General features: G+C 46.0%; 21 protein-coding genes. 13 read left to right on the forward strand and 8 right to left on the reverse strand.

The window, feature by feature from the left end; genetic code table 11:
• The first annotated feature begins 284 nt into the window (after window positions 1-284).
• The gene (locus tag KO531_RS06570) at window positions 285-1,037 is read left to right on the forward strand and encodes an outer membrane protein OmpK (protein WP_028759442.1); all 753 of its coding nucleotides are present in this window, start codon (window positions 285-287) and stop codon (window positions 1,035-1,037) included.
• A gap of 102 nt (window positions 1,038-1,139) precedes the next feature.
• Here KO531_RS06570 and udp read toward each other — a convergent pair whose 3' ends face one another.
• Window positions 1,140-1,898 (reverse strand): uridine phosphorylase, encoded by a 759-nt coding sequence (gene udp, locus KO531_RS06575; RefSeq protein WP_105251257.1) that lies wholly within the window; start codon window positions 1,896-1,898, stop codon window positions 1,140-1,142.
• Between the two features lie 413 nt (window positions 1,899-2,311).
• On the opposite strand from udp, the gene KO531_RS06580 reads away from it, so the two are divergent.
• A complete protein-coding gene (locus KO531_RS06580; protein WP_006083288.1) occupies window positions 2,312-2,524 on the forward strand; it encodes a YdcH family protein in 213 nt (70 codons plus the stop codon).
• 65 nt (window positions 2,525-2,589) lie between these two features.
• Here the strand turns inward: KO531_RS06580 and KO531_RS06585 are convergent, their stop codons facing one another.
• The gene (locus tag KO531_RS06585; protein ID WP_105251256.1) at window positions 2,590-3,765 is read right to left on the reverse strand and encodes a type III PLP-dependent enzyme; all 1,176 of its coding nucleotides are present in this window, start codon (window positions 3,763-3,765) and stop codon (window positions 2,590-2,592) included.
• A 377-nt stretch (window positions 3,766-4,142) separates the two neighbouring features.
• Complete coding sequence (locus tag KO531_RS06590; RefSeq protein ID WP_219250687.1) at window positions 4,143-4,622, reverse strand: hypothetical protein; 480 nt, start codon at window positions 4,620-4,622, stop codon at window positions 4,143-4,145.
• 169 nt (window positions 4,623-4,791) lie between these two features.
• On the opposite strand from KO531_RS06590, the gene KO531_RS06595 reads away from it, so the two are divergent.
• The 3 genes from KO531_RS06595 to KO531_RS06605 all read left to right on the forward strand — a co-directional run bounded on the left by KO531_RS06595 (window position 4,792) and on the right by KO531_RS06605 (window position 8,293).
• Window positions 4,792-5,628 (forward strand): mechanosensitive ion channel family protein, encoded by an 837-nt coding sequence (locus KO531_RS06595; RefSeq protein ID WP_131523458.1) that lies wholly within the window; start codon window positions 4,792-4,794, stop codon window positions 5,626-5,628.
• Between the two features lie 118 nt (window positions 5,629-5,746).
• On the forward strand, window positions 5,747-7,285 hold the full coding sequence (locus tag KO531_RS06600; RefSeq protein ID WP_219250688.1) for a tetratricopeptide repeat protein: 1,539 nt from the start codon (window positions 5,747-5,749) through the stop codon (window positions 7,283-7,285).
• Between the two features lie 231 nt (window positions 7,286-7,516).
• A complete protein-coding gene (locus KO531_RS06605) occupies window positions 7,517-8,293 on the forward strand; it encodes a transporter substrate-binding domain-containing protein (protein ID WP_219250689.1) in 777 nt (258 codons plus the stop codon).
• Between the two features lie 33 nt (window positions 8,294-8,326).
• Here the strand turns inward: KO531_RS06605 and KO531_RS06610 are convergent, their stop codons facing one another.
• A complete protein-coding gene (locus tag KO531_RS06610; protein WP_212600507.1) occupies window positions 8,327-9,166 on the reverse strand; it encodes a LysR family transcriptional regulator in 840 nt (279 codons plus the stop codon).
• A gap of 191 nt (window positions 9,167-9,357) precedes the next feature.
• On the opposite strand from KO531_RS06610, the gene KO531_RS06615 reads away from it, so the two are divergent.
• Together KO531_RS06615 and KO531_RS06620 are read left to right on the forward strand one after the other, a co-directional pair.
• Window positions 9,358-10,089 carry an SDR family oxidoreductase gene (locus KO531_RS06615; RefSeq protein ID WP_105251250.1) on the forward strand — a complete coding sequence of 244 codons (732 nt, stop codon included), beginning with the start codon at window positions 9,358-9,360 and terminating at the stop codon, window positions 10,087-10,089.
• Window positions 10,090-10,368: 279 nt separating this feature from the next.
• On the forward strand, window positions 10,369-11,529 hold the full coding sequence (locus tag KO531_RS06620) for a putative sulfate/molybdate transporter (RefSeq protein ID WP_219250690.1): 1,161 nt from the start codon (window positions 10,369-10,371) through the stop codon (window positions 11,527-11,529).
• A 104-nt stretch (window positions 11,530-11,633) separates the two neighbouring features.
• On the opposite strand, the gene KO531_RS06625 is transcribed toward KO531_RS06620, so the two are convergent.
• The 3 genes from KO531_RS06625 to KO531_RS06635 are packed head-to-tail and all read right to left on the reverse strand — an operon-like array spanning window position 11,634 to window position 14,397.
• Window positions 11,634-12,626 (reverse strand): polysaccharide deacetylase family protein, encoded by a 993-nt coding sequence (locus KO531_RS06625; protein WP_219250691.1) that lies wholly within the window; start codon window positions 12,624-12,626, stop codon window positions 11,634-11,636.
• On the reverse strand, window positions 12,623-13,261 hold the full coding sequence (locus KO531_RS06630) for an ester cyclase (RefSeq protein WP_219250692.1): 639 nt from the start codon (window positions 13,259-13,261) through the stop codon (window positions 12,623-12,625). Before KO531_RS06630 ends, KO531_RS06625 begins: the two co-directional genes overlap by 4 nt.
• Entirely contained in the window at window positions 13,261-14,397 is a 1,137-nt protein-coding gene (locus KO531_RS06635) for an alkene reductase (RefSeq protein ID WP_168825721.1), read from the reverse strand. Before KO531_RS06635 ends, KO531_RS06630 begins: the two co-directional genes overlap by 1 nt.
• A 111-nt stretch (window positions 14,398-14,508) precedes the next feature.
• Here KO531_RS06635 and KO531_RS06640 point away from each other — a divergent pair, with 111 nt between their 5' ends.
• Window positions 14,509-15,420 (forward strand): LysR family transcriptional regulator, encoded by a 912-nt coding sequence (locus tag KO531_RS06640; RefSeq protein WP_219250693.1) that lies wholly within the window; start codon window positions 14,509-14,511, stop codon window positions 15,418-15,420.
• A gap of 7 nt (window positions 15,421-15,427) precedes the next feature.
• On the opposite strand, the gene KO531_RS06645 is transcribed toward KO531_RS06640, so the two are convergent.
• Window positions 15,428-17,239, reverse strand: coding sequence for a PhnD/SsuA/transferrin family substrate-binding protein (locus tag KO531_RS06645; protein WP_219250694.1), 1,812 nt, complete (start codon window positions 17,237-17,239; stop codon window positions 15,428-15,430).
• A 212-nt stretch (window positions 17,240-17,451) separates the two neighbouring features.
• On the opposite strand from KO531_RS06645, the gene KO531_RS06650 reads away from it, so the two are divergent.
• From KO531_RS06650 to hslV, 5 genes are all read left to right on the forward strand, one after another.
• Complete coding sequence (locus KO531_RS06650) at window positions 17,452-18,054, forward strand: response regulator (protein WP_219250695.1); 603 nt, start codon at window positions 17,452-17,454, stop codon at window positions 18,052-18,054.
• A gap of 414 nt (window positions 18,055-18,468) precedes the next feature.
• On the forward strand, window positions 18,469-18,744 hold the full coding sequence (locus tag KO531_RS06655; protein ID WP_006087082.1) for a hypothetical protein: 276 nt from the start codon (window positions 18,469-18,471) through the stop codon (window positions 18,742-18,744).
• Between the two features lie 15 nt (window positions 18,745-18,759).
• Complete coding sequence (locus KO531_RS06660; RefSeq protein ID WP_219250696.1) at window positions 18,760-19,311, forward strand: dihydrofolate reductase family protein; 552 nt, start codon at window positions 18,760-18,762, stop codon at window positions 19,309-19,311.
• Between the two features lie 192 nt (window positions 19,312-19,503).
• The gene (locus KO531_RS06665; protein ID WP_006087084.1) at window positions 19,504-20,079 is read left to right on the forward strand and encodes a prepilin-type N-terminal cleavage/methylation domain-containing protein; all 576 of its coding nucleotides are present in this window, start codon (window positions 19,504-19,506) and stop codon (window positions 20,077-20,079) included.
• A gap of 144 nt (window positions 20,080-20,223) precedes the next feature.
• Window positions 20,224-20,748, forward strand: coding sequence for an ATP-dependent protease subunit HslV (gene hslV / locus KO531_RS06670; protein ID WP_006083300.1), 525 nt, complete (start codon window positions 20,224-20,226; stop codon window positions 20,746-20,748).
• Window positions 20,749-20,765: the final 17 nt, after the last annotated feature.

Here is a 20,765-nt window from a genome sequence, read left to right on the forward strand (position 1 = left end):
TAGCAAGCTCCCAATCCACAAGCGGCGCAATAACAATAAAAAACATTAAAAATCAATTATCTAAAAATAAAATCCTTCACTAATGATTATGTGATTTTGACAACAACATTCGATAAAAACTTTGAATAAATGTAAATTTTTGCATATATTGCCCCCACTTTTGAGCAAGTCCTTTGACGTACACTCGCGCTAGGTTTGAACTTACCCATCAAACCATGCCATAGGTCAGAGAGCGGATTGAGTAAGACACGAATTAACTTCGACCTATACAACAGGAAATAACAATGAAAAAAACATGCCTATGCCTAGCACTAATGCTTTCTCCTCAAGCATTTGCGGGTGACTTAGTACAGTGGTGGGATTTCAGTGCAACAGCCCTCTATGGCGAAGACTACGATTTAGCGCCATCGGATAAACAAGCCACTATCACCCTAGAAACGGCTGGCGGCTGGAAATACGGTGATTGGTTTGCCTTCCAAGATTTTATCTATTTCAAAGGTAACGATACAGGCATGGAAAGCACTACCTATGGTGAAATTTCGCCACGTTTTAGTGCCAGTAAAATTCTTGGCGAGAAAATCGCCTTTGGCCCAATAACAGACTTGTCTTTAGCGTTAACCTATGAAGAAGGTGAAGGCCCAGTCCACAGCCTACTTTACGGTTTAGGGGTTGACGTAGCAGTACCATACTTCACTTATCTTAACTTTAATACCTATCGCCGCGATGGTATGAGCACTGGTAACAATAGTGACGGCTGGCAGTTCACTCCTGTATTTCGTATCGATATCCCTGTTGGATCTGCCAACATAGTACTCGATGGCTTTATCGACTGGGTATTTGCCACCGACGATAACGGCTACGAGGAAAACTTCCATTTCAACCCACAGCTAAAATACGATCTCGGTAAGAGCCTGTTCGGTGATCATCAAGCCAATAAATTATTGGTGGGTATCGAATATGATCTGTGGACCAATAAATACGGGGTGAAAGGCGTCGATCAAGACACTTACTCTGTGATTGCTCAATACCATTTCTAATCGGTATCGGCATAGTTTTAAAGCAACAAAAAAGGTGCCATTGGCACCTTTTCTATTTTGAGCACTCACTTTGCAGGGGAGTGTCGCTTAGCTTAGTAAAAATTAAGCTAACAGTTTTTTCGCCGCTGCAACCACGATAGAAACCGCACTCACTTCAGTTTTCTTCATTGTGGCTTCATTAGGAATTTCTTGTTGGGTGCGGTTTACAATCACACCAGCAACGCAGGCTGCACGCCAACCTTGAGTGGCACACATAGTGAACAAAGTGGAAGACTCCATCTCATAGTTCAGTACGCCCATATCTTGCCATTCTTTCATTGAACCCGCGAAACGACGCGTTACACGGCCTGTGACAGTGTCATAACGCTCTTGGCCTGGGTAGAAAGTATCAGAAGAAGCTGTTACGCCAATGTGTGGCTCAACACCAGCATCGCGACACGCTGCAACCATAGCAGTGGTACATTCAAAGTTTGCAACCGCTGGATATTCCATAGGTGCAAAATGTAAGCTCGCGCCATCTAAACGTACTGAAGCTTGAGTCACAATCACATCACCCACATTAACATGAGGTTGGATTGCGCCTGTAGTCCCTACACGCAGGAAGGTATTCACACCTAATTGTGCAAGTTCTTCTACTGCAATAGAAGTAGATGGACCACCGATACCGGTTGAACAAACTACTACTGGCTTGCCATCGGCATACGCTAAATAGCTTGTATACTCGCGGTGGCTAGCAAGAAACGTCGCATTGTCCATTAGTTCGGCAATACGTTTTACACGCTCTGGATCACCAGGAACGATTGCTAAGGTTGCACCATCGAGCATCGCTTTGGTCAAACCTAAATGAAATACATCAGCCATTGTGAAAACCCCTTTCATTTTTGATAATTAAATTCTTATAAAATCGACTTTAACCTAGTATCGAAGCGGTGAAGGTTAACTTGATCACAGAATTATCGGCAAGAAGTAATTGTTTAGTCGTAATGAAATTACCAACTACACCAGCATCTGCTCACAAGATAGCAAATTTGCCCATATTTCGAATGTCAGTCTGATTTATACCAAACAAAGTGTGAACTAGATCCTGAACTCATGCCAGAGTCTGTGGCAACAAATACCTAAGGTACTGATTTAAAATAGATTAAAATAAATCATCCATTAGTATTAATCTAAGTGACCGCTAAAGGTGATCTAAGTCACGTTTAACGACTTGGTATAAGGTTAGGGTTAAGGCGTAACCTGAAGTGTAGTAAATGACGACAAGGAGAATGCCGATGTTTCCAGAGTACAGAGAATTAATTTCCACCCTGAAAACCCAAGATGCTCATTTTCAACGTAAGTTTAATGAGCATAATCAGTTAGACGAGGAAATCAAACAACTGGAAAAACGTGTCGCCAGTGATTTCAATCCCACTGTGAAAGAACTCAAAAGCAGAAAGTTACACTTAAAAGAGGAAATTTATCAGATCCTCAAATCCCACGAGTAATCCTACTATTACTCTAAAGACAAATAAGGGCGCCTAAGCGCCCTTATTAATGTCATCACAATCGCTTACAGATAGTAATCCTTCAGCGGTGGGAAACCGTTAAAGCATACTGCTGAATACGTCGTCGTATAAGCCCCTGCGGTTAACCAATACATACGATCGCCAATGGCTAAGTCATTTGGTAAGCCATAGCTATAGTGCTCATACATGATATCTGCACTGTCACAGGTTGGGCCGGCAATCACGCATTTATCCAGCTCGCCTTGACGCTCAGTATAAATCGGGAACTTAATCGCCTCGTCCATCGTTTCAATCAAGCCAGAGAATTTACCCACATCGGTAAACACCCAACGCTCTAACGCTGTGTAAGATTTTTTGCTGATCAGTACCACTTCAGACACTAAAATCCCCGCGTTAGAGATCAACGAACGACCTGGTTCCAAAATAATTTGTGGTAAATCATCACCAAAATCTTCCTTCAGGAAGTGAGTGATTTGCTCGGCATACACACCCAATTGATTGGTTTTATCAATATAGTTAGCAGGGAAACCGCCGCCCATATTGATCATCTTCAGGGTGATATTGTGCTCATCACGCAGTCGGTCAAAAATACTTTTCACTTTACCAATAGCGGAATCCCAAGCACCTATGTCACGTTGCTGAGAACCCACATGGAAAGAAATACCGAAAGGTTCTAAGCCTAATTCCTGCGCCAATACTAATAGCTCATAGGCCATTTCGTTTTGGCAGCCGAATTTACGGGATAACGGCCAATCAGCAGTATCTGTACCTTCGGTCAGAATGCGCACATAAATACGTGAACCCGGCGCTTCTTCAGCGATCATTCGCAAATCGGCTTCTGAGTCAGATGCATACATACGCACGCCACGCTCATAAAATGCACGTACATCTTGACGCTTTTTAATCGTATTACCATAGCTGACTCGATCGGTTGTCACACCGACATTCATGACCATATCTAGCTCATAAATCGAGGCTATATCAAAGTTTGATCCTTTATCTTTTAGTAAAGATAAGATCTCGGCCGCAGGGTTTGCCTTAACTGCATAATAAACGTTGGCGTAAGGAAAACTATTAACCATGTCATCGTATTGTTTCGCTATGATACTGGTATCGATCACGACGAACGGGGTTGCTTTGTCTTTGGCAAACGCTTCAATACGCTTGAATGTGTCCATATCATAATAGTCAGCAACATCAATAGATTGAAATTGGCTCATTGGGCCAGAGTCTCCTTTGGGTCAGATAGATAACAGTAAGTGTGATGTAGTAAAAACGTGCGCAGTAAACGATATTTTTTCGCTTTACGCAACGAATTTTTATGCTGAATTAATAACTTTTTATTCCCCAACTCTTTAAGGAACTGAACCATCAAAAAAAGGCGCTATAAAACAAATAATTATGCACACAAACCCTAAGGTAAATTTGTGTTCATTATCAGAATAAAAAGTGAATTTTTTACGACGTTATCGGAAGGGAGATGGATAGACTGGCTGGAGCCAAAATATCCATCTAAAAACAGTTATCTTGAAGTAACAGTCACACAGCGAAAAGAAGACTAATGGATGCCTTAAAATACGTCCGTTAAATCGAGTCGTTACTGCGGCTGATTGAGTTTTGCGAGGGCTTGGTTCAAGGCTTCACTGGAATCAAAATAGGCAATGTCCAAAATGTTACGCTGCTTGAGCAATATCATAGTGGCCATATCTTTGTTATCAGGTAATAAACGACTGATCTCACCATCCCTATCTAACCCAATCGCAAAAGGTAAATCTTGCATCTGTGGCACAGCCACAAATTTAGCGATCAAAGAAGGCATACCACTGATATCGGCAACATAAACTAAACCCGCTGGCATTTGAGTCGCGCTCAAGGGGGTAAGTGCATCCTTAATCACATCACCGCCTTTCATGCTGCGACTAAAGAGCAGCACTTGAGTCTCATCAGTCACATTAATGGTTTTATCATTTTGGTCGAGAAGTGAAATGGGATTAATCGCATCTCCGGCAACATAACTCGCAGCATACGCCCAGATTGGGGTTAACAGACAAGACAAACATAACAACAGCGTTTTCATAAACACTCGACTCCATTATTGGATAGGCGAACAGCATACCTGACTCCCCCTATCGACTCATTAAATCAACCACGATTACATGATACGCTTCACACATGAAGGGCGAAAAGTATTTGGTGAAATTTCTACGCTATAATCGCACAGTTAATTTTATTACAAGGATATCATAATGATAACACCTGGACTCGATCAAGAATTGCAGCAACTACAAGGCGTTTATCAACTCATCACCGAGTTTTTAGTCACCTACAGCTTTCAACTCGTAGGTGCTTTGCTGATCTTTTTGTTAGGTTTATGGGTAGCCAGTAAAGTATCACGCTTAGTCGCTAAGCAATTCGACAAACACAATATCGATATCACCCTAAGCAATTTTGTCAGCAATCTTATCCGCATTCTGATCATCGTCATGGTTGGGATTATCGCCCTCGGCAAAATCGGCATCAGTATTACCCCTATGGTTGCGGCAATTGGTGCCGCCTCCCTCGGTGCAGGTTTAGCCTTACAAGGTATGCTAGCGAACTATGCCGCAGGCGTGACTATTATCGTCACCCGCCCTTTTGTGGTAGGCAATACTATTGAAATTAAAGGGGAAAGCGGCGTTGTTAAACGTATCCACTTAGGCATGACCATACTCACCAATGAGGAAGGCGAGCAAATCAGCATTCCTAATAAGCATATCGTCGGCGAAATCCTGCACAACTCCTTCAGCAATAAGCTAGTCGAAACCCAGTTCAATCTCAGTTACAACACAGATCCCGAACGAGCCATTAGTGTGATTACTGAGTTATTGAGCAATAATCCCTATGTTTATCAAGAGACCACACCTAATATTGGCATCAATGGTTTTAATGCTAATGGAATTGAAATGGGGGTTCGTTACTGGGTGCCCACACAAAGCTATTTTCAACATAAATATAAGGTGAACCTCGCTCTTTATAACGCCCTTAAGCAGGCAGGAATCGAGATTGCCTGCCCCATTAGGGAGATCCATCTGCAAGATAAATAACGCTAATGCCCATGGGATTGGTAGGCTTAGTCGATCAGCCTAGCCCAAATTGTAAACTTGCATTCTTGTAAAAATTTACGTTTACTATACTCCCAAATATCGATAGTGATGGACTACTATGTTGTTGATACTCATAATTATTGCTTTTATTGTACTGTTTATTTTTTTCGCTAAATATCAAAAAAAACAAGTGCAAGCTAAAGCACTTGCCGCAGGTGATCCTACTGCGCTACTCAATCATGGCTTAACACTGATTAACCAAGGCGAAGTCAACTCTGGCCTAGATTATATTCAGCAGGCAGTCGATAAAGGCTTAGCCGTTGCCGCCATTGCTATGGCCGAACTTTATTCCGGTCGATTCCCACAAGTTCCCGCCGATCCCAAGGCATCTAACGATTGGTATAAAAAAGCCGCCGAAATAGAGCCTCAATTTTTACCCATGCTCACACTACCTAATTTGCTCTCTTCTGAGTCGCAAACACTCGATGAGTTAATCGCACAGGCAGAACAGCTCAAACCTAATGCCGAAGCGGGGCAAGCCGAGTTTCAATATGAGCTTGCTTACTTGTATCTAAGCCAGCCCTTTCTCGATCCCGATGCTAGCCAAGCAATTTACTGGTTCGAAAAAGCCGCCGCACAAGAAGACCAAAGAGCCTATTACCATTTAGCCACACTCTACTGGCATGATGAACGCGTTACTTCGGACTATTCCAAAGCACGGGAATACTTTGAGAAATCCGCCGCCGCTGGTGATGAATTAGCAAAAGATGATCTAGGACATATGCTTGCTGCTGGCCAAGGTGGACCTAAAGATTTAGCGCGTGCAGAGGCATTACTTAGCGAGCGCGCCGCAGACGATGATTTCCGCCAGTATTATCTTGGTAAACGTTTCCTCTACGGTGAAGATTTGGCTGTCGACTATGACAAGGCGCGCCATTGGTTAAGCCAATCTGTCGCTAGAGGTAATGACTTCGCTAAGATTGAATTTGCTCATCTTTTACTGAAAGCGCCACAAAATGAGAGTGATTACCAACAGGCTAAAATTGACTTTGAAGAATTCGCACTTAAGTGGAATGAAGACGCACTGCTAGGCTTAGGCAAGATTTATGAGCAAGGTTTAGGCGTGAGTCGCCAACCGATTAAAGCGTTAATGTATTACCAGCTCGCGGCCATGAGCAATAGAGCCGATCATCTAAAAGAATTAGCCAGATTCAGTCAGCAACTAGGTACCTTAGAGATAAGAGAGGCTGAGCGTCTACGTGACAGTTTCTTGCATCAGCATCCAATCCCCGCTGAGCAACAACAATATTTTTATTTCTATAAGGCTGAATCATTTTTAAGTGGTGAAAAACCCACTCAAGAGGCTCTACAAGCGGCAGAAGCTTGGTACGTCAAATCGGCAGAGCTAGGTCATGAAATTGCTATGCGGGAACTGGTCAATATTTACGGCGCAGAACAATTAAATAAACCTATACAAATGTTTATTTGGTCTAGTTTATTGCTACGTCATTTTGGTAAATACGGGATGAATAGCGCTCAACGACTCCATCAAAACACCGCAAAATCATGTTTAACCGAATCCGAACTTGCCTACGCCGAAACTCAAATTGAGGCTATTGAAACCCAATTAACGCCCTATCTTGAGTCGGATAGGTAAGTTTCCTAGCAGCGAATGAGCCCCAGAAAAGGTTTGGTCAGATTTAACAGGCCAAACCGTTTGGTTATAAAATAGAGTGAATTTATAATTACTTAAAAAGCACAGTGGATGTATAAGCACTACAATCAATTATTGACCAAACCTGCGCAGCTAAACGACTCAAAAATAAAACATAGTCAGGTTAACTGCCCAGCCCTAAATTAAAACTGACCATTTTAATAGGCAAGATGTATGAGGCTGATACTGATCATTGTCATTTCATGCTTATTTCTGCCCCAAGCAAGGGCAGAAACCTCTGCCGTTGTCTGGCAAGCACACTGCCGCGATAGGCATCCTGTTATTTATGTCGAAAATGGTGAGTGCAAAGGCCCAGGTGCAGCTGTCATCAATGAAGTCATCGCCCGCCTAGGTCACAAGATAAATTGGAGTAATGTGCCTTGGGCACGCACAATTAAAGTGGCAGAAATGGGACAAGTCGACCTAATCCCCGTCCATTCGATGAAGCCAGAGCGCAACGATTTTCTAGACCCTATGCTACTGGGATACGACAAGCGCTACGTCTATTACTTTGCCCTTGCGAATAGACAACTTGAAGTCAAACATTTCGATGAACTAAAACCTCATATCATTGGCGCACTTAGAGGCGCTTTTTACTGTCCGCAGTTCAATGACAATCAAAACCAACTAAAAGTGTCTTTTGTTAATGATAACGGTCAGTTAATCAATATGTTGAAGGCTGGACGTATCGATTTAGCCATCACCTCCGAACAACATGAAATGCAATTCTTTGCTAAAGATCCCCAGCTTAAGCAGATGGCATACGTAGATATCAGCAAAAATGGCCGCTATTTCAGTATTCCGCTCATGTCGCCGCAGCATCAATATGCCAAGCAAGTTCACCAGATAGTCGACGACATGCGCACCTCAGGTGAAATTACTCAACTATTTAAATCCTACGGCGTCGAGCCTCCACTTAATCTCACTGAATCGCCCTTAGCGACTCACTAATCTGAATGCTGATAACCCAAAACTAACTTGGAATTAATTCGATCGAGCGGCTAAATGCCGTAACAAGGTCGCCAATGTTGGCGCAACTGCCTGATGGGAGGGATAACACAAACCAATACGACGGAACATTCTCGGACCATCAAATTTCACTTGCTTGAGCCTAGGCTCATCTTCAATCAAACCATCGGGTAAAAAACTCACGCCAAATCCGGCTAACACTAGCGACATCACTAGAGATTTTGACTCAGCCTTAGCGACCAAATTAAGCGACATATTGCTGCACGCCAATAAACCTATCGTTTGCTGATGGGCTTCACAGGGTGGGCACTCAATAAAGTCAAAGCCATTGAGCTGCTCGGGGCGTAGGCTATCTACTTGGGCGAGGGTATGATCCTTGGGGACGCAGAGCACATAATCCTCCTCCCACAGCGGAAAAAATACTTCATCTTCATGGCGCAAGCTGTCGATGCTTAAACGGCAATCTGCAGGGCTTTGATAGTCCACCAGCTCCAGATCTAGCTTATCAATGGCTTGATTCACCTGCTGTAAAAATCCTGCCAAACGCCGCTGGCTTAAGTCTGGCATCACAGCCAAACGTAGCTTTTGCCGACTTGCCTTCGCCATAAACAAGCCTGGTAACTTACTCGCCTCCTCGACTAATTTAACCGCCAAAGGGTATAGATAGTGCGCGCTGTCCAAAGGTTTAACGCCTTTTTTGCTGCGCTCAAATAACTGACCACCAAGCTCTTCTTCTAGTTGCTTTAACCCAGCAGACAGTGAAGGCTGGCTCACAAAGCAACGGTTAGCCGCCGAGGTAATATTGTTCTCTTCAAAAATTGCAATAAAGAAACGCAGCAAACGCAAATCGACCATTTAATCTTCTCCGACAACCGACGAGTTCAGCACAAATTTCAACAATAGTGCCATAGGCTGAGCCTATCATATCCAGCTGGAATAAGTATTTTTCGACTGAAAATCCCCAGCCTATACTGGTTAACAAGTTCAAGACGCCGAACAACAGTTTGTTTACGGCTTACATTGGCTCCAATTAATAGGAAATACTAATGAATCAAGTTACTAAATCACTGGTTGTCATCACAGGCGCTTCATCGGGTATTGGCGCCGCTATGGCCAAAAGCTTTAGCGCTGCAGGCCACCCGCTGCTATTACTGGCACGCCGAGTTGAAGCAATGCAAGCGCTTGAATTACCAAACAGCCTTTCTATCAGCGTCGATGTCACCGACGGCGCAGCTATTAAAACCGCCATAACCCAAGCAGAAGCACAATTTGGCCCGGTCGGCTGTCTTATCAATAACGCAGGAATCATGCTACTGGGCCAAATCGATGTGCAAGATCCCAACGAATGGAGCCGCATGCTCAATATCAATGTGATGGGCGTGCTTAATGGTATTCATGCGGTATTAGCCGACATGAAAGCTCGCAAAACTGGCACTATCATTAATGTCAGCTCTGTGGCGGGGCGTAAAACCTTTCCAAACCACGCCGCTTACTGCGCCACTAAATTTGCCGTGCACGCCTTAACAGAAAACATTCGTGAAGAAGTCGCCATGGATGACGTACGCCTTATCACTATCGCCCCAGGCGCGGTAGAAACCGAGTTGTTGAGCCATACCACCAGCGATGACATTAAAGCGGGTTACCATGACTGGAAAGAAGAAATGGGCGGCGTTATCGCCCCTGAAAACGTCGCCGCTGCTGCGCTGTTTGCATGGCAACAACCGCAAAATGTGTGCGTACGCGAAATCGTTCTAGCACCAACGCGCCAGCAACCTTAACACGCAACATTACACAATAAAGAATATCAACCACGGCACTGACCGCCAGTGTTGCGGTTGAATCATGACTCACAAATGAGCTTGAGTTAACAATTAACCCAATGCAGCCGCAATAGACACAGGTACAGACAATTAGACTCAGCCATTCTTCGGCCTTGCCCCAGTTTGTCTCATTGAGTGACTCAATACGGTAGTTTGACTCTGTTTACCCCCCAAATCATCTGATTTTTATGGCATTTATTTTGCGTAGTCATAGCGTGTTCAATTACGGCAATCAGTATGACCTCGGGCAAAATTTCCCAAACAGTATCCAATCCTTCATTCAACCGTTTACTCGGTGAAACCAGTGGCGCTTTTGCCGACTTAGGCACTTTTTTACCTTTAGTACTAGGGCTAATTGCCCTCAATCAATTTTCGCCCCAAGGGATATTTTTGGGGTTTGGTCTATTCGCTATTCTCAGCGCGCTGTTTTACCGTCGCCCGATTCCGGTACAACCGATGAAAGTCATCGCTGCACTGGTGATCGCTCAGGGCTTAACCCCAGGCATGTTGCAGGCAAGCGCCATGTTGATGGGCATTATCCTGTTAATTCTCGCCTTTAGCGGCGCCATCACTTGGTTAGCCAAACAGTTATCCCAAGCTGTGAGTGTTGGTATTCAACTCGCCATAGGTCTGCAACTGATGTGGATGGGCACTAAGATGATGAGTGAATTTTGGCTGGTTGGCGTGGGGGCATTTGTACTGTTATTTATCAGTAAATTTTTGCCGCTGCGTTACCTTGCCATGCCCTTAGTCATAGCAGCGGGGATGATTTGGCAAGCAAGTACACAAACTAGTTTAGCCACTAACTTTGATATTCAAGCAATGACAGCGCCATTTCAATTAGCGTGGCCGACATCAGTTGAATGGACCTCTGCCGCCGTTTTGTTGGTTTTGCCACAACTGGCATTAACCTTAACCAATGCGGTCATTGCCACGTCTGTAATGGCACAGGAGAAATTCCCTGAAGATGCCGCCAAACTCACGCCCAAAAACTTCGCCATTAGCTCTGGTCTTGCCAACTTATTGCTCGCGCCCTTTGGTGCCTCGGCCATGTGCCACGGTGCGGGCGGACTCGCGGTGCAATACCATTTTGGCGCCCGCACTTATCTGGCGCCGTTAATTTTTGGCAGTACGTGCTTAATGATAGCCCTATGCTGGGGTAGTCATATCGCTTGGCTATTAAGCCTTATTCCTATGGCAATCCTCGGCAGTTTACTGACCACTGCGGGGCTACAATTAGCATGGTCGAAACGCTTAATCGATGGTAAGCCCTTCTGTATCTTTGTGATTTTATCCACAGCCGTCACTTGCCTCGCTATCAACGCCGCTGCGGGACTTGCCGTGGGGATAATTCTGGAGCAAGGTCGCCGCACTTGGGCCATGCTGGCCATGCGTTAATCACTTCCGACTTGCTGTAATAAGGGTTCCCAAAAACAAAAAGCGCGTTATACAACGCGCTTTTTGTTAACCATTCAAACCTCTTCTAACAAAGCTACAGCAGGCTAAAATGTTCTTGCAGGATTGGTCGGTGTGTCCTTTTGCGCCAGCGCCCATTTAGCAATGGCATCTTTACGCATAAAGCCTACGTTAGTGTGACCTTTAGCGTACTGAATAAACTTATCTAAAGCGGTCACAAGTCCAGGAGCGCCACCAATACGGTCGTGCACACTGATCGACATCATCCGTCGCTGCGTCGAACCTTCTTGATAGAGCATATCGAACTCATCCTTTAGTTCCTGCAAAAAGGCCGTGGCCGTCATGGCAGTGTTGCCACCAAAACGTCCGATATCATTGTTCCGTAAAGTGTAAGGCACAACCGCAAAGGGCTTATTTCCTACAGGGATAATTGAAGGCTCGTCCCGCGATAGGTCATCGATATGATAAATAAAACCTAAGTCCTGCAAAATATTGAGGGTTTGAGTACTATGGCGCATCCAAAAGGCATTAAAACCTAAGGGGCGCTGACCTGTGATCCTTTGCAGCGTCTCAATACCCGCCACATAGGAGACGCGTTCCTCTGCTGGCGACATGCTGTATTGTGGCGTCCACGTTTGTCCGTGGCCCGAAATCTCATGCCCCTCATCTGCAACTTGTTTGGCAAGTTGAGGATGTAGTTCAGCGGCGCGCCCAACCATGTGAGAAGTCACCTTGATATTGTGCTTACGCCACAAGCGCAGCAGCCTTGGAATGCCTTCGTTCATACCGTAATCGTACCAAGTCGGGGTGATGGTATCTGGATAGCCCTTTTCCATCGGCGGAAACGGCCCTTCGGCATTTTTATCTTGAGCACCTGCTTCAAACTGCATTGAGATTGAAATCACTAACTGCTCACCACTTGGCCAAAATATTTTGTTCATCCCACTGCCACCTGAACTTTTGGAGTCATTTTCTAAGGTATCTAATGATGGTAAACCAATAGCAAGCGCCGTTTGGCTTAGGCCGAACCCAGCAGCGATGGCGCCACCTGCCATTAAAAATCGTCGACGTTGATTCATGATTGAGTCCCTGCAGCTAATTGAGAAAATAGCGTTTGATAATCTTCGAGGTGCCAGTTATCTGTGATGAAACCATCCCGTACTCGATACATGTCAACAGCACGAAAATCGATTTTCTGCCCTTGGCCTTTTTGCTCACCAAAGACACCAGTAAAGCGGCCATTAAAACGCAGACGTACCACTGCACGATCGCCAACGACTAGCAAATGCTCAACTGAAACAGAGAGATCGGGGACCGCTGCCCTAAATGCCTTTGAGGCTTCGAGTGGACCCGTGATTCCCTGTGCGCGGCCAGCGGGCAGAGTACGGTCGATAAAACCAGTCGCCAATGCGCCGTGGGCAAAACTTGCATCGCCCGTGTGCCAAAAACTGGCATATAACAAAGCGGCGCGGGCGATAGCTTGTGCCTGCGGTGATTCATCAGAAATCGTTTCCATTGCCGCCACTTTTGGCACTAACGCCGCTCGCACTTTAGCACTATCCTGTGTTGTTGCCCCTTGAGCGGCTAACGCATCCATGCTCAGACTTGCTAAGCTAAAACCCACAATAGCGATACCTATAAAGCCTGAAAACCATAGACTTAAGCTGAGCCAAGCGGGTAAGCGTTGAACATACAAAGTGTTAACCCGATCCATTATGCCACCTCATCGTCAGCGGATCGGATGACGGCTCTCAATGCTTCGTTGTGTGTAGGATAATCGGTATAACCCGCCGCACTACCGCCAAACAAGGGCCCTTTGTCGAATGCAGATAAAGGCAATTGATGCATTAAACGGTAAGGCAAATCAGGATTCGCAATAAAAGGTCGACCGAAGGCAACTAAGTCCGCATAACCGTTATCAATCACTTCATTGGCACGCGCCACATCATAGCGACCCGCAACAATAATGCTGCCCTTAAAGACTTTGCGCAGCTCGACTCTAAAGGATTCTGGCACCTGCGGCGCATCATCCCAATCCGCCTCTGAAAGGTGTACATATGCCACGCCCAATGCCGATAAATGCTTAGCCGCTAACAGAATAGTGTCTACAATTTCAGGACACGCCATATCTTTAAACGTCACGTAAGGGGCGAGGCGAACCCCGACTTTATCGGCACCAATTTTCGCACTCACGGCTTGGACAATTTCGAGTAAAAAACGAATGCGATTTTCCTGAGAACCGCCGTAGGCATCAGTTCTGTGGTTTGAATTGGTGCGTAAAAACTGGTCAATCAGATAACCATTGCCGCCGTGAATTTCGATGCCATCAAAACCTGCCGCAACCGCATTCACTCCCGCCTGTGCAAAATCGGCCACAACGCGGTCGATATCGGCTTGCACCATAGCCCTAGGTTCTGGGCAATCCACCATTTGCCCTTCAGGATGCGCTTCATCCACAATCCATACTTTAGTGCCAACGGGCGCAATAGCTGATGGCGCAATCGGGGCATTACCCTGCTGAAAAATCGGGTGCGATACACGGCCAACATGCCAAATTTGATTGAAGATTTTACCACCCGCCTGATGCACTGCCGCTGTGACTTTTTTCCAGCCCTCAATTTGCTCAGCGGTATACACGCCCGGCGTAAATGAATAACCTTGGCTGTCATCGGAGATTTGTGTCGCTTCTGTGATGATTAACCCCGCCGAGGCGCGCTGGGCATAATATTGCGCCATCAGATCATTCGGAATATTGCCTGGCTGCGTAGTACGCGCCCGAGTCATAGGGGCCATCACAATGCGATTGTTTAATGCCAGTGACGCTAATTTATAAGACATGAATAGACTCATACACACTCCGAACCAGAAATTAAGATGAAACATCAGTGGTGCAATTGTGCATTAGTTAATCTATATTGATAATCAGGCTATTATTAAAATCATTTTCAAAAATAATTTGATATGTATCATTTAAACGATCTGCAATTAGCGCTGCGTATCGCAGCCTTAGAGAGTCTCTCGGCAGCCAGTAAAGAAATAGGCATGACGCCGGCAGCGGCAAGTGCCGCGCTGCAAAGATTAGAGAAAAAGCTAGGATGTCAGCTATTTGCTCGCTCGACGCGGCGCTTACAGCTCACAGAAGAAGGGCGGATTTTTCTCGATTCTGCGAAACCCGCACTGGCGATTCTCGAAACTGCCAGCGCCAATTTAGCCGAACACAGGGGTGAGCTTAAGGGCGAAGTACGCCTCGCGTTACCTTCGGATATTGGTCGCAGCCAGATCCGTGCTTGGCTCGATGAATTGATGGACAGCGCCCCAGAACTGACAGTGCAGCTGTATTTTGGCGATCATATGACAGACTTAATCGACCAAAATATCCATTTGGCTTTGCGCTATGGTCAACTTGACGACTCAAACCTTAAAAGGCGTCAGCTCGCCATGACCCCAAGGGTACTGGTCGCCTCACCCGCTTATCTGGCACAACACGGCACACCAAGCACGCTAAATGAACTTAGCCAACACGCAGTACTGATCTTAAATCGCGGCGGTGAGCCGTGGCAGAAATGGAAGTTAAGTCATAACGGCGCGCCCGTTGAAATCGAAGTCAGGGGCCAACGTTTTTGTAACGATGGCGCAGTGATCCGCGACTGGGCACTCTCAGGTCGTGGAATTGCCTATAAGAGTTGGCTCGATGTGGCGCAAGATGTGACCGAAGGCAGACTCCACTTAGTGCTAGCCGATAAAATAGCCCCACCGATCCCACTGCAATTGGTATACCTACAAACCGATTATCCCAGCCATAAGATCCGTCGCACCATAGAGTTTTTAGTAGAAAAGCTCAGCCAGTTCGCCCAAAACTATCCACTGCCCTAATGGTAATTTATTCCTTGGGAAGCACGACTGTCACCACACAGCCCTGTTGCCAAGGGAGTAACGCTTGCGTGGATTGCTGACAGTTTTCGATTTGAATGCTGCCGTGATGGCGGGTGACCACATCCTTACAGATGGCTAAGCCAAGCCCTAATCCTGCATCTTTGGTTGAGGCAAAAGATGCCATCAACTCACTCGCCTGCCCCTGTAGCCCTTCGCCATTATCAATAACTAACACTTTGATTTCATTTGGATGATAATAGATATCGATCCATAATTGACGCACACGATTATCGCCGCAGGTTTCTAACGCATCTAAGCTATTTTTTACTAAATTGACCCACATTTGGCTTAAACCAACGCTATCGCCCATCAGTTCAAAGGGCTCACCCTGCACTCGCACATTCACTTGCACATTGGCGCGGTCTAGCTCGCGCCGCAACAGAGCTAAAGCTTCTTTCACCACTGGCACTATATCTAAAGGTTCGGCCTTGGCCTGACGCCGCTTGAGTAAACCGCGAATACGATGCACAACCGCTCCAGCGCGAATCGACTGCGCATTAATTTTACCGAGTACATCATAGAGTTCCGGATTATCTTGCCCAAGCCTTTCCAATTGCAGCATGGCACCTTCGCTGTATTGGGTAATCGCCGCTATGGGTTGATTGAGTTCGTGCGCAAGACCCGCGCCAATTTCCCCCAGAATTGCCGCACTTTGCAGCCGCTCAAGCTGCAATGCCTTGTCCTTTAATTGGCGCTCAGTGCTGACTAAAAACTCACTTTTCTGGCGAAACTTATATTCAAGCCACAGGTGATAAATGGTGGAAATAATGAAAATTAACAACAGTGCGCCACCCCATTCTTTATTTTTTGCCATCCATTTGTATACGGTTTGATAAAGTGGTGGTGATGCTCCCTGTAGTTGTAATTCTTTAAATAACTCAATCACTTTTAACTGGCTTACGGGCGCAGTCCAGCCCAAAGTATCGGCGGTAATTGCTGCAATATGATCGGCGGGTAAATCGAATAAGGCGCGGGTAATCGCCATAGTCAGCTTAGGAGAAACCGTATCCGCCGCAGCGAATGACCAGTTTGGGTATAACTGAGTGCTCACCTCGCAATCATATCCTGCAGGCGTTGCAGGATGGATAACCCGATAATCGCCCTGATTAACAAGACCCGTTGCGATCATTTCCTCTAAGGTACAAAAAGGCGCTATTGCGGCGTCGGCACTGCCATCTCTGACTTGATAGATAAGCGGTTCTAACGGGAACCCGAGGAAGCGCACTTGCCCAAAAAATTGTTCGGGTAAAAAACCCATTTTATGCAGTAACCCCATTGCCGCTTGATACCCCCCCAAAGCCTGCGGATCACTGGCGACCACATTGCGCCCGCGCAAATCCTGCAAGGTACGGATAGGGCTGTCGGCGCGGACAATAATGGTCGCACCTATGGTAAAAGTACTGCCTTGATGCTTACGACTCTTCATTGTCGCAAGCCAAGACAGCGGGAAGTTGTTACTTAAATGCAGATATTGCCCTGGGTTAGTGACGATAAACTGCAAATCATGTTCAAGTAACTGACTACGCATGCCATTAAAATCCACTGGCACGACTTCAAAATGACTATTAGGCACTTGCTCACTGAGGTAATCCATCATAGGTTGCCAACGCTGCTTAGCCTGTAACACACCATGGTTTGCCAGCACTCCGACTCTAAAATGGTTCACTTCTGTCGCTTCGTTGGCATAGGACGGATTAAGCCCAATGATACTCAGCAAGAATCCCATCAATATCGCTTTACACCAAGAGTCAATCGTCATCGCCTCTATTACCCACTCTTATATGCCATTGTCATGGAACGACTTTAGCTCGCAGCTAAAAATCAAGCTGTGAAATGCCGCCAAACTCTGGTTTATGCCCAGAGGGAATCGGCTAATTTAGTGATGTATCTCCCAAGACCTAGGCTTAAAATTGAGCCCACTCTGCACCCAGCTTAAGCTGATAGCATGCTTACCGACCTACAAGGAACACCATGTCGATAAAATTGCCACTCTATCTAGTCGATGACGATGAAGCGATTCTGGATTCACTGGGCTTTATGCTCGGACAATTTGGCTACCAAGTGCAAACCTTCAACAGCGGCCGCGACTTCCTTACGCACTGTGCATTATCGCAGGCGGGCTGCGTGATTTTAGATAGCCGAATGCCGGAGATCACCGGCCAAGAAGTGCAGCAAAAACTGCTCGAAACCCACAGTCCGCTTGGCGTCATCTTTCTCACTGGCCACGGCGACTTACCTATGGCGCTGAGCGCCTTTCGTAAGGGAGCCTGCGACTTTTTTCAAAAACCTGTGTCCGGCAAGGCATTAGTGCAAGCGATAGAAAAAGCACAGCGTGAAAGCCAGGCGGCCTTCGAGCAGCAAAGTCTGCAACATAAGTTTGACCAACTGACCGAGCGCGAACAGCAAGTGTTAGCCCATGTGATCCAAGGCATGACCAATAAGCAAATATCGGAGGCGATGTTTTTATCTCTGCGTACGATTGAAGTACACCGCGCAAAAATCATGAAAAAACTCGAAGTGAACAATATGGCGGAGCTAGTGCAACACTTAGGCAATCTGAATTCTGTCTTATAAGTCAATCACCCGTGGTCACTAAACAATCGTTAAGCCTTCTCGCCACGCATAAGGATTTAACCGTTAAACCCTTTTTACCCCGACCATTCAAGATACCGTAACTACACAGTTTTCATCCAACCTGCGACAAGCTGTCGCAGGTTGCGCATTTGGCTTTGTGAAATGTCGTATCAGCCCGCACAATCACGCCATAGGTTCCTTCCTTTGTGCCCCGCAGGCGCTCAAGAAATCCACTGCTTTTTGAACCTCCACCCGAGGGTAACTATGCCCTCGGGGATTTTTTCTCCCACCCGCGAATGCCTTACTCTGAGATAACAACCAAAGTGGAAATGAAACGATCCAGTTCTAGCTCCGTCTGTAAAGCAGTTATATACTTTCCAACCGTCTCAAATAATAAGAATCATGGAAGAGCGAATGTTCAAGCCTTTAATATTACTCAGTTTTAGCGCCTTAGCCTTGACCTGTATGAGTGGCTGCGTTGGGCCGCTTAATTCAAAATGTGATACAAATTCCCCCTACAGCAAACAAGAATGCAATGCAGCCGATGCCGCTGTTTATGTTGCAGCCGCCATATTAGAAGGCCCAGATAAAGGTCAAACGTGTAACGATATGTCGGGCAAAGCAAAACAAGACTGCCTCGCTCAGCAACAGGCACTAAAAGAATCACTAGAGAAACACGCTCGAAAATAGCATTAAGGAAGATAAATGAAAGCCTCCGTTTTTATTGCCGCGACCCTCGACGGCTATATCGCCACTCCCGATGGGGATATCGACTTTTTAAACCAGCATCCCAGTACAAATCCCGATGAAGACTTTGGTTATCATGCCTTTATCGACACTGTCGATGCGATAGTGATGGGACGTAAAAGCTTTGAGAAAGTCCTCTCCTTCGATTGTGATTGGCCCTATATGAATATCCCAGTATTTGTATTAAGCCGCAGAGGTATAACAGTGCCGTCGGCGTTAAGTGAGCACTTACAAGTACTCAATGGCGATACAGCAAGCATTAGCGAACAACTTAAAACCCGTGGCTTTAAGCATCTCTATATCGATGGTGGCCAAACGATCCAAGGCTTTTTAGCGGCGGGGCTAATTCAAGAACTCACGCTCACTCGTATCCCCACTTTACTGGGTAAAGGTATTCCGCTCTTTGGCGACTTAGCTCAAGCGCTTCAATTAATGCCAATCCACACGCAGCAATATGACAATGGCTACGTACAAACCCGCTACCAAGTGATAGACGACACCACTTTATAAGTCGTTTACCTGCGGGCGATGACATTAATGACGAAGGTAACCCCTGCCATTTTGCGGCTTGCCCTCTTCTATTTGAGTTCATGTAACCAAAACGTTAAACAGAATGTTAAACAAATAAATACTATCAATGACTTACTGATTGCGAATCGAAGTTCCGTTAGAATATCCCCCTCTAACAGATAGGTGAGCAATATGAGTCGTTTGCAGTCATCGAAGGGTTTTACATTAATAGAACTGGTTGTGGTCATTATCATCCTTGGGATCTTGGCCGTCGTTGCGGCACCTAAGTTTTTAAACCTAGGCCAAGATGCCCACGATGCTAGAGCCAAAACCGCATTTGCGGCCTTTACCTCTGGCGTTAAGCTTTACCACAGCTGCTGGCTTGCAGGCGGTCACTCAGGTTATACCCAAGATCTCGCCTGCTATGGCGATGGTAAACTCGACTCGAGCACGACAGGATTTCCACTGGGAACAGAGACTGCAACCGCTGATGCCGGTGTTAAATTGCAGGGCGATTATTGCGGTCAGTTATGGCAAGGTCTTTTGGCTAATAATGAATTTATCATTGCTACTCAATATACTTGGCGCACAGTTCCCAATGTCGACATTGTTTACTGGTATGGTGCCGTCGACATTACCGATCCCAATGCTTACTGTATTTTCAACTATGTCTCGGACGATCGCAGCTTCGGCAGTGAAAACTGGGATTTTAAATACTATCCCTATAGTGGAAAGACTGAAGTCGGTCGCTCAACCCTTCCCCAGTAAGCGCTTATTTTTGCAGCCAAAGGTGCGCGAAAGATCGCAAACTCCTTTGGCTTTTCTCGCTATAACTTGAATTATTGTCATCTATCCCCATATCTACTCCATCATCCACCGCAACTTTTGCTGCGGGCCAGAAGAGGATTCATTGTGACCACTATCGTATCAGTACGCCGTAATAATCAAGTTGTCATCGCCGGCGATGGCCAAGTCTCCCTAGGCAATACCGTAATGAAAGGTAACGCCAAAAAAGTGCGTCGCTTATATCACAACAAGGTACTGGCTGGTTTTGCAGGCGGCACCGCCGATGCTTTCACCCTATTCGAGCGTTTCGAAGCCAAACTCGAAATGCACCAAGGCCATTTATTGCGCTCGGCCGTTGAGCTCGCCAAAGATTGGCGTACCGACCGTATGCTGCGTAAACTCGAAGCCCTGTTAGTCGTGGCCGATGCGGAAACCTCGCTGATCATCACAGGTAATGGTGATGTCGTTCAGCCAGAACACGACTTAGTTGCCATTGGTTCAGGCGGCAACTATGCCCAAGCGGCGGCCCTTGCACTATTGCAAAATACTGAGCTGTCAGCCTTAGAAATCGCCGAAAAATCCCTGACTATTGCTGCGGATATCTGCGTATTCACCAATCAATTCAAAACGATTGAAGAACTCAATTACTAAACAGCCCGTGAGGAATA

Origin of the sequence: Shewanella sp. NKUCC06_TVS (genome assembly GCF_019345515.1) — a bacterium.
Taxonomy (GTDB): Bacteria; Pseudomonadota; Gammaproteobacteria; order Enterobacterales; family Shewanellaceae; genus Shewanella; species Shewanella oncorhynchi.

Excerpts from the sequence above, each read along its gene's own strand:
- KO531_RS06625 (WP_219250691.1), bottom strand. The coding sequence starts at position 12,626 with ATGAATCAACGTCGACGATTTTTAATGGCAGGTGGCGCCATCGCTGCT.
- KO531_RS06580 (WP_006083288.1), top strand. The coding sequence starts at position 2,312 with ATGTTTCCAGAGTACAGAGAATTAATTTCCACCCTGAAAACCCAAGAT.
- KO531_RS06600 (WP_219250688.1), top strand. The coding sequence starts at position 5,747 with ATGTTGTTGATACTCATAATTATTGCTTTTATTGTACTGTTTATTTTT.
- KO531_RS06615 (WP_105251250.1), top strand. The coding sequence starts at position 9,358 with ATGAATCAAGTTACTAAATCACTGGTTGTCATCACAGGCGCTTCATCG.
- KO531_RS06655 (WP_006087082.1), top strand. The coding sequence starts at position 18,469 with ATGTTCAAGCCTTTAATATTACTCAGTTTTAGCGCCTTAGCCTTGACC.
- KO531_RS06665 (WP_006087084.1), top strand. The coding sequence starts at position 19,504 with ATGAGTCGTTTGCAGTCATCGAAGGGTTTTACATTAATAGAACTGGTT.
- KO531_RS06570 (WP_028759442.1), top strand. The coding sequence starts at position 285 with ATGAAAAAAACATGCCTATGCCTAGCACTAATGCTTTCTCCTCAAGCA.
- KO531_RS06585 (WP_105251256.1), bottom strand. The coding sequence starts at position 3,765 with ATGAGCCAATTTCAATCTATTGATGTTGCTGACTATTATGATATGGAC.
- KO531_RS06650 (WP_219250695.1), top strand. The coding sequence starts at position 17,452 with ATGTCGATAAAATTGCCACTCTATCTAGTCGATGACGATGAAGCGATT.
- KO531_RS06630 (WP_219250692.1), bottom strand. The coding sequence starts at position 13,261 with ATGGATCGGGTTAACACTTTGTATGTTCAACGCTTACCCGCTTGGCTC.
- KO531_RS06645 (WP_219250694.1), bottom strand. The coding sequence starts at position 17,239 with ATGACGATTGACTCTTGGTGTAAAGCGATATTGATGGGATTCTTGCTG.
- KO531_RS06640 (WP_219250693.1), top strand. The coding sequence starts at position 14,509 with ATGTATCATTTAAACGATCTGCAATTAGCGCTGCGTATCGCAGCCTTA.
- KO531_RS06610 (WP_212600507.1), bottom strand. The coding sequence starts at position 9,166 with ATGGTCGATTTGCGTTTGCTGCGTTTCTTTATTGCAATTTTTGAAGAG.
- KO531_RS06620 (WP_219250690.1), top strand. The coding sequence starts at position 10,369 with ATGACCTCGGGCAAAATTTCCCAAACAGTATCCAATCCTTCATTCAAC.
- KO531_RS06660 (WP_219250696.1), top strand. The coding sequence starts at position 18,760 with ATGAAAGCCTCCGTTTTTATTGCCGCGACCCTCGACGGCTATATCGCC.
- KO531_RS06635 (WP_168825721.1), bottom strand. The coding sequence starts at position 14,397 with ATGAGTCTATTCATGTCTTATAAATTAGCGTCACTGGCATTAAACAAT.
- KO531_RS06605 (WP_219250689.1), top strand. The coding sequence starts at position 7,517 with ATGAGGCTGATACTGATCATTGTCATTTCATGCTTATTTCTGCCCCAA.
- KO531_RS06590 (WP_219250687.1), bottom strand. The coding sequence starts at position 4,622 with ATGAAAACGCTGTTGTTATGTTTGTCTTGTCTGTTAACCCCAATCTGG.
- KO531_RS06595 (WP_131523458.1), top strand. The coding sequence starts at position 4,792 with ATGATAACACCTGGACTCGATCAAGAATTGCAGCAACTACAAGGCGTT.
- udp (WP_105251257.1), bottom strand. The coding sequence starts at position 1,898 with ATGGCTGATGTATTTCATTTAGGTTTGACCAAAGCGATGCTCGATGGT.